Annotated in this window: 11 protein-coding genes; all 11 read right to left on the bottom strand. The window is 71.3% G+C overall.

What is annotated here, in order from left to right:
- Positions 1 to 366 precede the first annotated feature (366 nt).
- The 11 genes from PV364_RS04845 to nuoF all read right to left on the bottom strand — a co-directional run bounded on the left by PV364_RS04845 (position 367) and on the right by nuoF (position 15,240).
- Entirely contained in the window at positions 367 to 1,575 is a 1,209-nt protein-coding gene (locus PV364_RS04845) for an NAD(P)-binding domain-containing protein (protein WP_319658412.1), read from the bottom strand.
- Positions 1,572 to 2,783: an ATP-grasp domain-containing protein gene (locus PV364_RS04840; protein WP_319658411.1), complete on the bottom strand. Its 1,212-nt coding sequence runs from the start codon at positions 2,781 to 2,783 to the stop codon at positions 1,572 to 1,574. The genes PV364_RS04845 and PV364_RS04840 overlap by 4 nt, the downstream gene beginning before the upstream one ends.
- 340 nt (positions 2,784 to 3,123) lie before the next feature.
- Positions 3,124 to 4,776, bottom strand: a complete 1,653-nt coding sequence (nuoN, locus tag PV364_RS04835) for an NADH-quinone oxidoreductase subunit NuoN (protein WP_319658410.1) — start codon at positions 4,774 to 4,776, stop codon at positions 3,124 to 3,126.
- On the bottom strand, positions 4,773 to 6,368 hold the full coding sequence (locus PV364_RS04830; protein WP_319658409.1) for an NADH-quinone oxidoreductase subunit M: 1,596 nt from the start codon (positions 6,366 to 6,368) through the stop codon (positions 4,773 to 4,775). The genes nuoN and PV364_RS04830 overlap by 4 nt, the downstream gene beginning before the upstream one ends.
- An 82-nt stretch (positions 6,369 to 6,450) precedes the next feature.
- Entirely contained in the window at positions 6,451 to 8,349 is a 1,899-nt protein-coding gene (gene nuoL, locus PV364_RS04825) for an NADH-quinone oxidoreductase subunit L (RefSeq protein ID WP_319658408.1), read from the bottom strand.
- 12 nt (positions 8,350 to 8,361) lie between these two features.
- Entirely contained in the window at positions 8,362 to 8,661 is a 300-nt protein-coding gene (gene nuoK / locus PV364_RS04820) for an NADH-quinone oxidoreductase subunit NuoK (RefSeq protein WP_319658407.1), read from the bottom strand.
- The gene (locus tag PV364_RS04815; RefSeq protein ID WP_319658405.1) at positions 8,658 to 9,458 is read right to left on the bottom strand and encodes an NADH-quinone oxidoreductase subunit J; all 801 of its coding nucleotides are present in this window, start codon (positions 9,456 to 9,458) and stop codon (positions 8,658 to 8,660) included. Before PV364_RS04815 ends, nuoK begins: the two co-directional genes overlap by 4 nt.
- Positions 9,455 to 10,111 (bottom strand): NADH-quinone oxidoreductase subunit NuoI, encoded by a 657-nt coding sequence (nuoI, locus tag PV364_RS04810; RefSeq protein ID WP_319658404.1) that lies wholly within the window; start codon positions 10,109 to 10,111, stop codon positions 9,455 to 9,457. Before nuoI ends, PV364_RS04815 begins: the two co-directional genes overlap by 4 nt.
- Entirely contained in the window at positions 10,104 to 11,429 is a 1,326-nt protein-coding gene (gene nuoH, locus PV364_RS04805; RefSeq protein ID WP_319658403.1) for an NADH-quinone oxidoreductase subunit NuoH, read from the bottom strand. The genes nuoI and nuoH overlap by 8 nt, the downstream gene beginning before the upstream one ends.
- Entirely contained in the window at positions 11,429 to 13,912 is a 2,484-nt protein-coding gene (locus PV364_RS04800; protein WP_319658402.1) for an NADH-quinone oxidoreductase subunit G, read from the bottom strand. Before PV364_RS04800 ends, nuoH begins: the two co-directional genes overlap by 1 nt.
- The gene (gene nuoF / locus PV364_RS04795) at positions 13,909 to 15,240 is read right to left on the bottom strand and encodes an NADH-quinone oxidoreductase subunit NuoF (protein ID WP_319658808.1); all 1,332 of its coding nucleotides are present in this window, start codon (positions 15,238 to 15,240) and stop codon (positions 13,909 to 13,911) included. Before nuoF ends, PV364_RS04800 begins: the two co-directional genes overlap by 4 nt.

Below are 15,240 nucleotides of genomic sequence, written 5' to 3'. Positions count from 1 at the left end.
CCCTCAGGCCACTACGGCCGGTTTTGCCCGCCTGTTCGGGCCGCCGGGCCTCCGGTCGCCGTTGTCGCGCCTTCCCCGGCGCGGCCCTCCGCATGCGTGCTCCGGGCCCCGGAGGCGCTCCGGGCGGTGCCGTTCGGGGCGGGCGCACTGGGCCACCCGGATGAGCCGCGGTTCCCTGCCGACCCGCATGCGGTGAGGACCAGCGGGCAGCAGCGGACGCCTTGTTGCCTGCGTGCCTGCGTGCGGGCGGGCGGGTGCGGGCCCATGCGGGCACACGGACGGGCGGCGGCGAGGCCCCGACGTGCCGCCGGACGGCGGCGGGCCGGGTCAGGAGTCCTGACCCGGCCCGCCGCGTGCACGGAACAACTAGCGCCCGTACGCCGCCGTCACCGCCCGGGCCAGTCGCGGCGACGCCCACTCCGTGCCGCACACGAAGCGCAGCACCGGCCCGAAGGTGGCCGCCGCCGGCAGCCCCGTGAAGTACAGCCCCGGCACCGAGGAGCAGAAGTCGGCGCCCAGGCGCGGGGAACCGCCCGTGCGGGCCAGCGCGGCGCGCAGCTCCGGTGCGAGGAAGTCCAGCGCGTCCAGGTCGACCCGGTAGCCGGTGGCGGCGATGACGTGGTCGGCGGCGAACTCGGCGGCCCGCCCGCCGGGCGCCGCCGTGGACAGCACGACCTTGCCCTCGCCGTCGAGACGGGCGCTGCGCAGCGCGTGGCCCTCGCTGACCGCGACCTTCCCCTCGAAGCGCTCCCGCAGCCACCACGCCCCCAGCGGCCCCAGGACGCGCCGTACCAGGTACAGCCGCAGCGACGTGGGCAGCGGACGGAAGTACTGGGCGTGGTAGGAGAAGGCGTACAGCGACCAGGCCCGCCCGAAGGGCGACTCGGGCCGCAGCCGCGGCTGGCGGTCCGGCGGGTCGCCGAAACCGACCGCTCGCCGGCCGCGGGCCAGCAGCCGCACCGTCGCGCCCGCCTCCGCCAGCAGCGCGGCGCTCTCCAGCGCGGACTGGCCCGCACCGACCACGGTCACCTCCCGCCCGGCGAACCGGGCGAGGTCGGTGTGCTGGGAGCTGTGCGAGACCGGTCCACCGGCCGACGGGCCGTCCGGGGACAGGCCGCGCAGCAGGTCGGGGGTGTGGGCGAAGCCGAGCAGGCCGCTGGCGACGACCACGGCCCGCGCCTGGAACTGCTCCCCGGAGTCCAGCTTGAGGTCGAATCCGCCGCCCGGCCGCCGGTCGACGGACACGACGCGCACCTGCTCCAGGTCCGGCACAAGCCGCTGCTGGAACCACTGCCCGTAGCGGACGAACGTCTCCGAGGGGATCAGGTCCCAGTCGGTGACCAGTGGCCGCTCCCCCATCTCCCGGCAGAAGTCGGGCAGCGTGTACCCCTTCCGGCCGGTGGAGATGTTGGAGGCGGGCGGCGTGGACTTCAGGACCATGCCGGCCGGCATGTTCTCCCGCCAGCTGACCATCGGATCACCGAAGGTACGCACGGGCACGCCGCGTTCACGCAGGTGGGCGGCGATGGACAGGCCGTACGGCCCGGCTCCGATCACGGCTACGGGCGTCGTCATGAGGGGTCCTTTCGCAACGCGGTTCGACGTCGTGACCGGTACATCTGGATCAGGTGCCGCGCGCCCGGGCGGACGAAGCGGGCGAGCATGGTGACGAAGGGCTTCAGGTCGTCGGCGGCCAGCCAGGCCAGCTCGGTGCCGCTGGCGCGGGCGGGCGCGTGGGGTGTGGTGTAGCCGCTGCGCCGGTAGGCGAGCAGCGCGGGCAGGTCGATGTTCTCCACGACGAAGCGGCGGCCCTCCAGCTGGCCCGCGCGTGGGATCTCCCGGCCGGTGAGGTCCAGGTGCTGGGCCCGGACCACGTCGATCCCGGCCGCCGACTCGAAGAGCCGGAACTGGGCGCCCATGCGCGGGTTGAAGTCCAGCAGTTTGTAGCGCCCGTCGCGGCGGTCGTAGCGCCAGTCCAGGTCGGCGATCCCCTGGAAGCCGACGCTCTTGCAGAACTGCGCTGCCAGGGCCGCGAGTTCGGGGTTGGCCACGACGTACGCGCAGGCGGTCATCCCGGCGTGCGGTGGCCAGGAACGGACCTTGACCCCGGTGAACAGCACCGGCTCGGCCGCGCCCGCGCCGAAGTACGCGTGCACGATCCAGTCCTCGGCCTCCTCGCGCGGCAGGTACTCCTGGAGGATGACGCCGGGCTTCGGCCCCCAGCCGCGCGCCAGTTCCAGCAGTTCCCGCGGCCCCGCGATCCGGGTCGTGCCCGGTACGGCGGGCGCCCTCCGGCGCACGAAAGCCTCCCGGTTCTTGGCGACGACGGGAAAGCGGGCGGTGGCCGCGAACTTCTCCACGTCCTCGTAGGAGTCCGGGAAGGCCGCCTGCGGCGACGGCACGCCGTACTGGACGCACAGTTCGTGCAGCCCCTGCTTGCTCGCCAGCCGCCGCAACAGCCCCGGGTCCTCGGTGCGCGGGAACAAGAAGAATTCGGCGAGTTCGCCGGCGTGCTCGGCGATGAGCACGGCCGCCTCCTCGTCGGTCGGGATGAGCACCGTCGGGCGCCCGATCCGGCGCCCGATGCCGCATAACCCCTCGACCAGCCGTTCCGCGGGCTCCAGTCCGGTGGTCGGCCAGACGAAACGGTCGCGCAGATAGCGCGAGGCGGCGGCAGGCGTCCGCCGGTCCTCGGTGACGGCGTACATGGGGACGCCGAGCCTCCCCAGACTCCGGATCGCTCCCACCCCGCCGTGGTGCAGCGGATAGTTACCGATTTTCACGATCAATCCGGGCACGGCAGGATCGATCGCGAACGCGGACCTCACCACGTAATCCCCCCAATGATCACGGTTTCATCGGCCCACCCCGACCGTGACCTGAAAGGAAGCTAAGCCCGAATTGACCGCGTCGGCAAGACTTTTCCGGACATTGCGAACTCTTTAGGCAACGTCCCGCGGGCCGTCGCGTGTCGCTCCGCCGCAGGTCACAGCAGTGGTGGTGGTGGCGGGTCCGGAGGGGCGCGCGGAGACCGGGAACGCTCCCAGCGGTGCCCGGGAGCCCGCACACGCCGACGCGCCCCGGAGCCTGCTGGGCTCCGGGGCGCGTCGGGGCGGTGCGGGGTCAGCGGATGAACGTGCCCGCCTGGTTGGCCAGATCCAGGAAGTACTGGGGCGCCACACCCAGCACGACCGTGACGGCGACGCCGATGGCGATCGCGGTCGACGTGAGCGGCGACGGCACGGCGACCGAGGGGCCGTCCGCCTTGGGCTCGCTGAAGAACATCAGCACGATGACGCGGATGTAGAAGAAGGCCGCGATCGCCGACGACAGCACACCCACGATGACCAGCGGCACCGCGCCGCCCTGCGCGGCGGCCTTGAAGACCGCGAATTTCCCCGCGAAGCCGGACGTGAGCGGGATGCCCGCGAAGGCCAGCAGGAAGACCGCGAAGACGGCGGCGACCAGCGGGGAGCGCCGCCCCAGGCCCGCCCAGCGCGACAGGTGGGTGGCCTCGCCGCCGGCGTCGCGCACCAGCGTGACGACCGCGAAGGCGCCCAGCGTCACGAACGAGTAGGCCGCCAGGTAGAAGAGCACCGACGAGACGCCCTCCTTCGAGGTCGAGATGACACCGGCCAGGATGAACCCCGCGTGGGCGATGGAGGAGTACGCCAGCAGGCGCTTCACGTCCGTCTGCGTGACGGCCACGATCGCGCCGACCAGCATGGTGAGGATCGCGACGCCCCACAGCACCGGCCGCCAGTCCCACCGCAGTTCCGGCAGGACGACGTACAGCAGGCGCAGCAGCGCGCCGAAGGCGGCGACCTTGGTGGCCGCGGCCATGAAGCCGGTGACCGGGGTCGGGGCGCCCTCGTAGACGTCCGGCGTCCACATGTGGAAGGGCACGGCGCCGACCTTGAACAGCAGGCCCATGCCGACGAGCGCGGAGCCGATCAGCAGCAGCGCGTCGTTGCCCGAGGAGCCGGCGAGCGCCGGGGTGAGCTTGGCGGTGCCGTCCACGACCGAGGCGATGCCGGAGTACGAGACGGTGCCCGCGTAGCCGTACAGCAGGGCGATGCCGAACAGCAGGAAGGCCGAGGAGAAGGCGCCCAGCAGGAAGTACTTGACCGCGGCCTCCTGCGACATCACGCGCCGGCGCCGCGCCAGGGCGCAGAGCAGGTACAGCGGCAGGGAGAAGACCTCCAGCGCCACGAAGAGCGTCAGCAGGTCGTTGGCGGCCGGGAAGACCAGCATGCCGCCGACGGCGAACAGCAGCAGCGGGAAGACCTCGGTGGTGGTGAAGCCCGCCCGGACGGCGTCCTTCTCCTGCTCGCTGCCGGGCACGGCGGAGCCCTGCGCGGCGAAGGAGTCCACGTGCCGGCCGTGCGCCTTGGGGTCGAGGCGGCGCTCGGCGAAGGTGAACACCCCGACCAGGCCCACCAGCAGGATGGTCCCCTGCAGGAAGAGCGCGGGGCCGTCGACGGCGACCGCGCCCATGGCGGCGATGTGCGCCTTCGTGGTCGCGTAGCCGCCCGCCGCGAGTGCCACGACCGCGGCGAAGGCGGCGGCCATGCCGAGGACGGCCAGCCCCACTTGGGCGGTGTAGCGGGCCCGGCGCGGCAGGAAGGCCTCGACGAGGATGCCGAGGACGGCGGCGCCGAAGACGATCAGCACCGGCGCCAGCTGGGCGTACTCGATCTTCGGCGCGGTGATCTTGTCGGCGGCGAGCGGGGCCGCCGTTGTCCACAGGCTGTGGACAGCACCTGTGCTGCTCACTTGGAGGCCTCCAGCGCCGGCTTGGGGTCGGTCTTGTGCACGTCGGACAGCGTCTGCTGGACCGCCGGGTTGACGATGTCGGTCACCGGCTTGGGATAGACGCCCAGGAAGACCAGCAGCAGGATCAGCGGGGCCACCACGGCGACTTCGCGGACCTTGAGGTCGGGCATGCCCTCGACCTCGGCCTTCACCGGACCGGTCATCGTCCGCTGGTAGAGGACGAGGACGTACAGCGCGGCGAGCACGATGCCGACGGTGGCGATGATCCCCAGCGCCGGGTAGCGGCTGAACGTGCCGACCAGGACGAGGAACTCACTGACGAAGGGCGCGAGCCCCGGCAGCGAGAGGGTGGCCAGACCGCCGATCAGGAAGGTGCCGGCCAGGACCGGGGCGACCTTCTGCACCCCGCCGTAGGCGGAGATGAGCCGGGAGCCGCGGCGGGAGATCAGGAAGCCCGCGACCAGCATCAGCGCGGCGGTGGAGATGCCGTGGTTGACCATGTAGAGCGTCGACCCGCTCTGGCCCTGGGTCGTCATCGCGAAGATGCCGAGCACGATGAACCCGAAGTGCGAGATCGACGCGTAGGCGACCAGCCGCTTGATGTCCCGCTGGCCGATGGCCAGCAGGGCGCCGTAGATGATGCTGATCACCGCCAGCACCAGGATCACCGGCGTCGCCCACTTGCTGGCCTCCGGGAAGAGCTGGAGGCAGAAGCGGAGCATCGCGAAGGTGCCGACCTTGTCGACGACCGCGGTGATGAGCACGGCGACCGGCGCCGTGGACTCCCCCATCGCGTTGGGCAGCCAGGTGTGCAGCGGCCACAGCGGGGCCTTGACCGCGAAGGCGAAGAAGAAGCCCAGGAACAGGGCGCGTTCGGCGGTGGTGGACATCTCCAGCTTGCCCGCCGCCCGCGCGTTCAGGATCTCCTGGAGGGAGAAGGTGCCCTGGCCGAGCTGGTCGGCGGTGACCGCGTACAGCCCGATGACGGCGGCCAGCATGATGAGTCCGCCGACCAGGTTGTAGAGCAGGAACTTCACGGCCGCGTACGAGCGCTGACGGGCCGCCTCCTCCTCGCCGTGCTCGTGGGCACGGTCCCCGAAGCCTCCGATGAGGAAGTACATCGGGATGAGCATGGCCTCGAAGAAGATGTAGAAGAGGAAGACGTCGGTGGCCTCGAAGGAGATGATCACCATCGCCTCGACCAGCAGGATCAGCGCGAAGAAGCCCTGCGTCGGCCGCCAGCGGCGGTTGGGGTTCTTCTCCTCCAGGGGGTCGGCGTCGTGCCAGCCGGCCGCGATGACGAAGGGGATGAGCAGCGCGGTGAGCCCGATGAGCGCGACCGCGATGCCGTCGACGCCCAGCTCGTAGCGGACGCCGAAGCTGGCGATCCAGGGGTGCGACTCGGTCAGCTGGTAGCGCGCGCCGCCCGGCTCGAAGCGGGCGACCACGAGCGCCGCGAGCACGAACGTGGCCAGGGACACGCCCAGCGCGAGCCATTTCGCGGTCCCTCGCCGGGCCGCCGGGACGGCGGCCGTGGCGATCGCCCCGAGCGCCGGGAGCCCGGCGGTCACGGTGAGCAGGGGGAAGGACATCAGGCAACACCCCTCATGAGCGGGAGCCGCTGGGCGGCCGGGAGGACGGGTACGGCTGCCGTGCCGGGCCGGTGGAGCCGCATCACGCCACCCCCCGCATCAGCAGCGTCGCCGCCACCAGCACCGCGGTGCCGGCCAGCATCGACACGGCGTAACTGCGCACGTAGCCGTTCTGGAGGCGCCGCATCCGGCCGGAGAGGCCGCCGACGGCGGCCGCGGTGCCGTTCACGACGCCGTCCACACCCTTGTGGTCCACATAGACCAGGCCGCGGGTGAGGTACTCGCCGGGCAGCACCAGGGCGACGTGGTTGAAGTCGTCCTGGAGCAGGTCGCGCCGGGCGGCGCGGGTCAGCAGGTTGCCGCGCGGGGCGACGGCGGGGACCGGGCGGCGCCCGTACACGGCCCAGGCCAGGGCCACTCCGAGGAGCATCACGACCAGGGTGGCGGCGGTGACGGCGCCGGCGCCGATCGGCGGGTGCCCCTCCTCGTGGCCGGTGACGGGTTCCAGCCACTTCACGAAGGACTCGTTGAAGCTGAACAGGAAGCCCGCGAAGACCGAGCCGAAGGCCAGGACGATCATGGGGATCGTCATCGACTTCGGCGACTCGTGCGGGTGCGGCTCGTGGCCGTCCGCGTCGGACTGCCAGCGCTTCTCGCCGAAGAAGGTCATCAGCATCACGCGGGTCATGTAGAACGCGGTGATCGCCGCGCCCAGCAGGGCCGCGCCGCCGAGGATCCAGCCCTCGGTGCCGCCCTTGGCGAAGGCGGCCTCGATGATCTTGTCCTTGGAGAAGAAGCCGGACAGGCCGGGGAAGCCGATGATGGCCAGGTAGCCGAGCCCGAAGGTGACGAAGGTGATCGGCATGTACTTCCGCAGGGCGCCGTACTTGCGCATGTCCACCTCGTCGTTCATGCCGTGCATGACCGATCCGGCGCCGAGGAAGAGGCCCGCCTTGAAGAAGCCGTGGGTGACCAGGTGCATGATCGCGAAGACGTAGCCGATCGGGCCGAGGCCCGCGGCCAGCACCATGTAGCCGATCTGCGACATCGTGGAGCCGGCCAGCGCCTTCTTGATGTCGTCCTTCGCGCAACCGACGATCGCACCGAAGAGCAGCGTGACCGCGCCGACCGTGACCACGGCCACCTGGGCGGTGGGCGCGGCGTTGAAGATCACGCCGGAGCGGGTGATCAGGTAGACGCCCGCGGTCACCATCGTCGCCGCGTGGATCAGGGCCGAGACCGGGGTCGGGCCCTCCATCGCGTCGCCGAGCCAGGACTGCAGCGGGACCTGGGCCGACTTGCCGCAGGCGGCGAGCAGCAGCATCAGGCCGATGCCGGTCAGGATCCCCTCGCCCGCCTTGTCCACCTGGCCGAAGAGCGGCTCGAAGGTGAAGGTGCCGAAGGTGGTGAACATCAGCATGATCGCGATGGACAGGCCGACGTCACCGACGCGGTTGACGATGAACGCCTTCTTGGCCGCCGTCGCCGCGCTGGGCTTGTGCTGCCAGAAGCCGATCAGCAGGTACGAGGCCAGGCCCACGCCCTCCCAGCCGACGTACAGCAGCAGGTAGTTGTCGGCGAGCACCAGCAGGAGCATCGCCGCGAGGAAGAGGTTGAGGTAGCCGAAGAAGCGGCGGCGCCGCTCGTCGTGCTCCATGTAGCCGATCGAGTAGATGTGGATCAGCGTGCCCACACCGGTGATCAGCAGGGCGAAGGTCATCGACAGCTGGTCGAGCTGGAAGGCGACGTCCGCGTGGAAGCCGCCGACCGAGATCCAGGTGAAGGCGGTGGAGTGCAGCGCGCGCTGCTCCCCGCTGCGGCCGAGCATGTCGAAGAAGAGCACCGCCGCGACGACGAAGGACGCGGCCGCGAGCACGGTGCCGATCCAGTGGCCCGTACGGTCCAGCCTCCGGCCGCCGGTGAGCAGCGCACCGGCGCCCAGCAGCGGCAGGAGGACGAGCCATCCGATCAAGTAGTCCACTGTCGCTACCCCTTAGAGCTTCATCAGGCTGGCGTCGTCGACCGAGGCCGAGTGGCGGGAGCGGAAGATCGTCACGATGATCGCCAGGCCCACGACCACTTCCGCGGCGGCGACGACCATCGTGAAGAAGGCGATGATCTGGCCGTCGAGGTTGCCATGCATCCGGGAGAAGGTGACAAACGCCAGGTTGGAGGCGTTCAGCATCAGCTCGATACACATGAAGACGATGATCGCGTTGCGCCGGATCAGCACCCCGGCCGCGCCGATGGTGAACAGCAGCGCCGCCAGGTACAGGTAGTTGACCGGGTTCACTTCGACGCCTCCTCAGTGCGCTGCTCCAGCTCGGCGACCTTGGCGACCGCCTCGGCGGAGACGTCGCGGTACTGGCCGCGCCCGCGCAGCGTCGGGCTGACGCTGAGCTCGGAAACCGTGCCGTCCGGCAGCAGGCCGGGGACGTCGACCGCGTTGTTGCGGGCGTAGACGCCCGGCGCGGGGAGCGGGGGGAGCTGCTTGCCCTCGCGCACCCGCCGCTCGGCCAGCTCGCGCTGGGTGGCGCGGGCCTCGGTGCGCTCGCGGTGGGTGAGGACCATCGCGCCGATGGCCGCGGTGATCAGCAGCGCGCCGGTGATCTCGAAGGCCCACACGTACTTGGTGAAGATCAGCGACGCCAGTCCCTCGACGTTGCCGCCGGCGTTGGCCTGACCGAGCCCGGTGAACTGCTTGAGCGAGGCGTTGGCGATACCCGCGATCAGCAGGACGCCGAAGCCGATCCCGGCCCCGGCGGCGAGCCAGCGCTGCCCCTTCAGCGTCTCCTTGAGCGAGTCGGCGGCGGTGATGCCGACCAGCATGACGACGAAGAGGAAGAGCATCATGATCGCGCCGGTGTAGACGACGATCTGCACGACGCCGAGGAAGTACGCGCCCTGGGCCAGATAGAAGACCGCCAGGACGATCATCGTCCCGGCGAGCGACAGTGCGCTGTGCACGGCCTTCTTCATCAGCACGGTCGCGAGCGCCCCCAGCACCGCGACGGTGCCCAGCACCCAGAACTGGACCGCCTCCCCGGTGGAGGTGGTGTACCCGGCCGCCAGCGTGGTCAGCCCGTTCATGCCTCGTCTCCCGTCCCGGCCGGTGCGGTGCCGCCGGTCGCGGGGACCTGCACGTCGGCCGTTCCGTCACCCTCCGGCTCGTCCCGCACCGTCTCGTCGGGCTTCTCGCCCTTGGAGACCGCGACCTGCCGGACGGTGCCGGGGGCCGCGTGCGTGACCGCGCCGCGGTAGTAGTCGCCCTCGTCGGTGCCGGGGAAGATCGCGTGCGGAGCCTCGACCATGCCCTCGTCCAGGCCGGCGAGCAGCTGCTCCTTGGTGAAGATCAGCGACTCGCGGCTGCTGTCGGCGAGTTCGTACTCGTTGGTCATCGTCAGCGCCCGCGTCGGGCAGGCCTCGATGCACAGCCCGCACAGGATGCAGCGGGCGTAGTTGATCTGGTAGACGCGGCCGTAGCGCTCGCCCGGCGAGTAGCGCTCCTCGTCGGTGTTGTCGGCGCCCTCGACGTAGATCGCGTCGGCGGGGCAGGCCCAGGCGCACAGCTCGCAGCCGACGCACTTCTCCAGCCCGTCCGGGTGGCGGTTGAGCTGGTGGCGGCCGTGGAACCGCGGCGCGGTCGGCTTCTTCTCCTCGGGGTACTGCTCGGTCAGCCGCTTCTTGAACATGGCCTTGAAGGTCACGCCGAAGCCCGCGACCGGGCCCAGGAACTCAGGCATCGTCGGCCTCCTTGCCTACGAGTTGACGCTCCGCACGGGACGGCCGCCGCGGGACGGGCGGCAGCTCCTGGCCGGGCAGCGGCGGCACGGGGAACCCGCCCGCCATGGGGTCGAACGGCTCCGGCGGCCCCGCCGCGGCGGCCGCCTCCTTGTCCTTGTCGCCGCGGTCCCGCAGGACGTCGAAGGCGAGCGAGACCAGGAGCAGCAGGACGACGGCACCGCCGACGTAGAGCAGGATCGACTGGAAGCCGTAGTTCTCGTTGCGCAGCGCCCGGACGGTGGCGACGAGCATCAGCCACACCATCGAGACCGGGATGAGCACCTTCCAGCCCAGCTTCATCAGCTGGTCGTAGCGCACGCGGGGCAGCGTGCCGCGCAGCCAGATGAAGAGGAAGAGCAGCAACTGGACCTTGACCACGAACCACAGCAGCGGCCACCAGCCGTGGTTGGCGCCCTCCCAGAAGGTGCTGATCGGCCACGGGGCCCGCCAGCCGCCCAGGAAGAGGGTGGTCGCGACCGCCGAGACGGTCACCATGTTGACGTACTCGGCGAGCATGAAGAGCGCGAACTTGATCGAGGAGTACTCGGTGTTGAAACCGCCGACCAGGTCGCCCTCGGACTCCGGCATGTCGAAGGGGGCGCGGTTGGTCTCACCGACCATCGTGCCGATGTAGATGATGAAGGACACCGGCAGCAGCACGATGTACCAGCGGTCGTGCTGCTGGGCGACGATCTGCGAGGTCGACATCGAGCCGGAGTAGAGGAACACCGACGCGAAGGCGACGCCCATCGCGATCTCGTACGAGATCATCTGCGCGCAGGAGCGCAGGCCGCCGAGCAGCGGGTACGTCGAGCCGGACGACCAGCCGGCCAGCACGATGCCGTAGATGCCGACGGACGCGGTCGCCAGGATGAACAGGATGCCGATCGGCAGGTCGGTGAGCTGCATCGGCGTGCGCTGGCCGAAGATCGAGACCTCGTTGTCGGCCGGCCCGAAGGGGATCACCGCGATCGCCATGAACGCCGGGATGGCCGCCACGATCGGGGCCAGCACGTAGACGACCGCGTCGGCCTTCTTGACGATCAGGTCTTCCTTGAGCATCAGCTTCACGCCGTCGGCGAGCGACTGGAGCATGCCCCAGGGGCCGTGCCGGTTGGGGCCGATGCGCAGCTGCATCCAGGCGACGACCTTGCGCTCCCACACGATGGAGAACAGCACGGTCAGCATCAGGAACGCGAAGCAGAAGACCGCCTTGACGGCGATCAGCCACCACGGGTCCCGCCCGAACATGGACAGGTCCTCGACGGACATCGTCATCACTGGGCCACCTCCTTCGTGGGCGCGGCCACCGTGACGACCTGGCCGGGCAGGGCACCGGTGTCCGAGACGAGGCCGCCGCCCACGGAGTTCAGCGGCAGCCACACGACGCGGTCGGGCATCTCGGTCACCATCAGCGGGAGCCGTACGGCACCGGCGGGGCCGGTGATCTCGGCCTCGGCACCGTCGGTGAGGCCGATCTCCTCCGCCGTGGCCGCCGACAGGCGGGCGACCGCCGGGTGGCGGGTGCCGGCGAGGGCGTCGTCGCCCTGCTGGAGCAGGCCCTGGTCGAGCAGCAGCCGGTGACCGGCGAGTACCGCCTCGCCGACGCCCGGCTTGGGGATCGGGCGGCCGGTCTCGCGCGGCGCGGCGGCGCGCGGGCCGTCGAACGGGGCGAGCCGGGTGAGTTCGGCGCGCGCCGCCTTCACGTCGGCGAGGCCGAGGGGGACGTCGAGCGCGTCGGCCAGCATCGTCAGCACCCGGGCGTCCGGGAACTGGTGGCGCTGGACCTGCTGCGCCGGCTTGATCGCGGTCTCGAAGAGCCGCACCCGGCCCTCCCAGTTGAGGAAGGTGCCGGCCTTCTCGGCGACCGCGGCCACCGGCAGGACGACGTCCGCCCGCTCCGTGACCTCGCTCGGCCGCTGCTCCAGGCTCACCACGAAGCCGACCGCGTCCAGTGCCTCACGGGCCTTGGCCGGGTCGGGCAGGTCGGCGACCTCCACACCGCCCACGAGCAGCGCGCCGAGTTCACCGGCCGCCGCCGCCTCGACGATCGCCGCGGTGTCGCGGCCGAAGCGGGACGGGAGCGTGGCCACGCCCCAGACCGCGGCGACCTCGTCGCGGGCCCGCGGATCGACGACCGGGCGGCCGCCGGGCAGCAGCCCCGGCAGGGCGCCCGCCTCGACCGCGCCGCGCTCACCGGCCCGGCGCGGGATCCACGCCAGGCGGGCGCCGCTGGCCTCGGCCAGCCGGAGCACCGCGGTCAGCGCGCCGGGAACGGCCGCCAGCCGTTCGCCGACCAGGACGACGGCGCCCTCGGCACGCAGCGCTTCGTGCGCGGCGCGGCCGTTGGACTCCAGACCCGTACCACCGGCGAGCGCGTCCAGCCACTCGGTCTCGGTGCCGGGCGCGGCGGGCAGCAGCGTGCCGCCGGCCTTGCCCAGTCCCCGGGTGGCGAACGGGGCCAGCGCGAAGGTGCGTTGACCGTGCTTGCGCCAGGCCTTGCGGAGCCGCAGGAAGACGCCGGGCGCCTCCTCCTCGGCCTCCAGCCCGGCCAGCAGCACCGCGGGGGCCTTCTCCAGCAGGGTGTAGGTGACGCCGTCGCCCGACAGGTCCCGGCCGCGGCCCGCCACGGCGGAGGCCAGGAAGTCGGCCTCCTCGGCGGAGTGCGCGCGGGCCCGGAAGTCGACGTCGTTGGTGTCCAGGACGACGCGGGCGAACTTGGCGTACGCGTACGCGTCCTCGACGGTCAGCCGGCCGCCGGGCAGCACGCCGGTGCGGCCACCGGCCGCGGCCAGCCCGCGGGCCGCCGCCTCCAGCGCCTCCGGCCAGCTCGCCGGCTCCAGCTCACCGCTGTCGGCGTTGCGCACCAGCGGCGTGGTGAGCCGCTCGGGCCGCTGCGCGTAGCGGAAGCCGAACCGGCCCTTGTCGCAGATCCACTCCTCGTTGACCTCGGGGTCGTCCTGCGCGAGCCGCCGCATGACCTTGCCGCGCCGGTGGTCGGTGCGGGTGGCGCAGCCGCCGGCGCAATGCTCGCACACGCTCGGCGAGGAGACCAGGTCGAAGGGGCGCGAGCGGAACCGGTAGGCCGCCGAGGTGAGCGCGCCGACCGGGCAGATCTGGATGGTGTTGCCGGAGAAGTACGACTGGAAGGGGTCGCCGTCCCCGATGCCGACCTGCTCCAGCGCGCCGCGCTCCAGCAGCTCGATCATCGGGTCGCCCGCCACCTGCTGGGAGAAGCGGGTGCAGCGCGCGCACAGCACGCACCGCTCGCGGTCCAGCAGGATCTGGGTGGAGATCGGCATCGGCTTGGCGTAGGTCCGCTTGCGTCCCTCGAAGCGGGTGTCGGCCTGGCCGGCGGACATCGCCTGGTTCTGCAGCGGGCACTCGCCGCCCTTGTCGCAGACGGGGCAGTCCAGCGGGTGGTTGATGAGCAGCAGCTCCATCACCCCGCGCTGGGCCTTCTCGGCGACGCCGGAGGTGAGCTGGGTGCGTACGACCATGCCGTCCGTGCAGGTGATCGTGCACGACGCCATGGGCTTGCGCTGGCCCTCGACCTCGACGATGCACTGCCGGCAGGCACCGACCGGGTCCAGGAGCGGGTGGTCGCAGAAGCGCGGGATCTCGATCCCGATCATTTCGGCGGCCCGGATCACCAGCGTGCCCTTGGGCACCGACAGTTCGATGCCGTCGATGGTGACGGACACCAGGTCCTCGGGCGGCACCGCTGCCTCTCCGGAAGCGGCGTTCGTGGTGACGGTCACGCGTTCACCTCCAGGTGAGACTTGTCGGCCCAGACCGTGGACTTGGACGGGTCGAAGGGGCAGCCGCGGCCCTCCAGGTGCTCCACGTACTCGTCGCGGAAGTACTTCAGGGAGGAGAAGATCGGGCTGGCCGCTCCGTCGCCGAGGGCGCAGAAGGACTTGCCGTTGATGTTGTCGGCGATGTCGGCGAGCTTGTCGAGGTCGGCCAGGGTGCCCTTGCCGCCCTCGATCTCGCGCAGCAACTGGACGAGCCAGTAGGTGCCCTCGCGGCAGGGGGTGCACTTGCCGCAGGACTCGTGGGCGTAGAACTCGGTCCAGCGCGTGACGGCGCGCACCACGCAGGTGGTCTCGTCGAAGCACTGCAGCGCCTTGGTACCGAGCATCGATCCGGCGGCGCCGACGCCCTCGTAGTCCAGCGGGACGTCGAGGTGCTCGTCGGTGAACATCGGGGTGGAAGAGCCGCCCGGCGTCCAGAACTTGAGCTTGTGGCCCGGACGCATGCCGCCGCTCAGCCCGAGCAGCTGACGCAGGGTCACCCCGAGCGGCGCCTCGTACTGGCCGGGGTTGGCCACGTGGCCGCTGAGCGAGTACAGCGTGAAGCCCGGGGACTTCTCGCTGCCCATGGAGCGGAACCACTCCTTGCCCTTGGTGAGGATCGCGGGCACCGAGGCGATCGACTCGACGTTGTTGACCACCGTCGGGCACGCGTACAGGCCCTCGACCGCCGGGAAGGGCGGCCGCAACCGGGGCTGGCCGCGCCGGCCCTCCAGCGAGTCCAGGAGCGCCGTCTCCTCGCCGCAGATGTACGCGCCGGCGCCGGCGTGCACGGTCAGCTCCAGGTCGAAGCCGCTGCCCAGGATGTTCTTGCCGAGGAAGCCGGCCTCGTACGCCTCGGCGACCGCGTGGTGCAGCCGCCGCAGCACGGGGACGACCTCGCCGCGCAGATAGATGAAGGCGTGCTGGGAGCGGATCGCGTGGCAGGCGATCACGATGCCCTCGATCAGCGAGTGCGGATTGGCGAACATCAGGGGGATGTCCTTGCAGGTGCCCGGCTCCGACTCGTCTGCGTTGACGACGAGGTAGTGCGGCTTGCCGTCGCCCTGCGGGATGAACTGCCACTTCATCCCGGTCGGGAAGCCGGCGCCGCCGCGGCCGCGCAGACCCGCGTCCTTGACGAACGCGATCACGTCGTCCGGGGGCATGGCGAGCGCCTTGCGCAGGCCCTCGTACCCCTCGTGCCGGCGATAGGTGTTGAGCGTCCAGGACTGCGGGTCGTCCCAGAAGGCCGACAGAACGGGTGCGAGCACCTTCTCCGCCGAGTCAACCAT

This window comes from Streptomyces sp. MI02-7b (genome assembly GCF_033793585.1).
Classification (GTDB): Bacteria; Actinomycetota; Actinomycetes; order Streptomycetales; family Streptomycetaceae; genus Actinacidiphila.
Note: the sequence above shows the minus strand (reverse complement) of the source record. Positions and strands in the feature narration are given on the sequence as shown.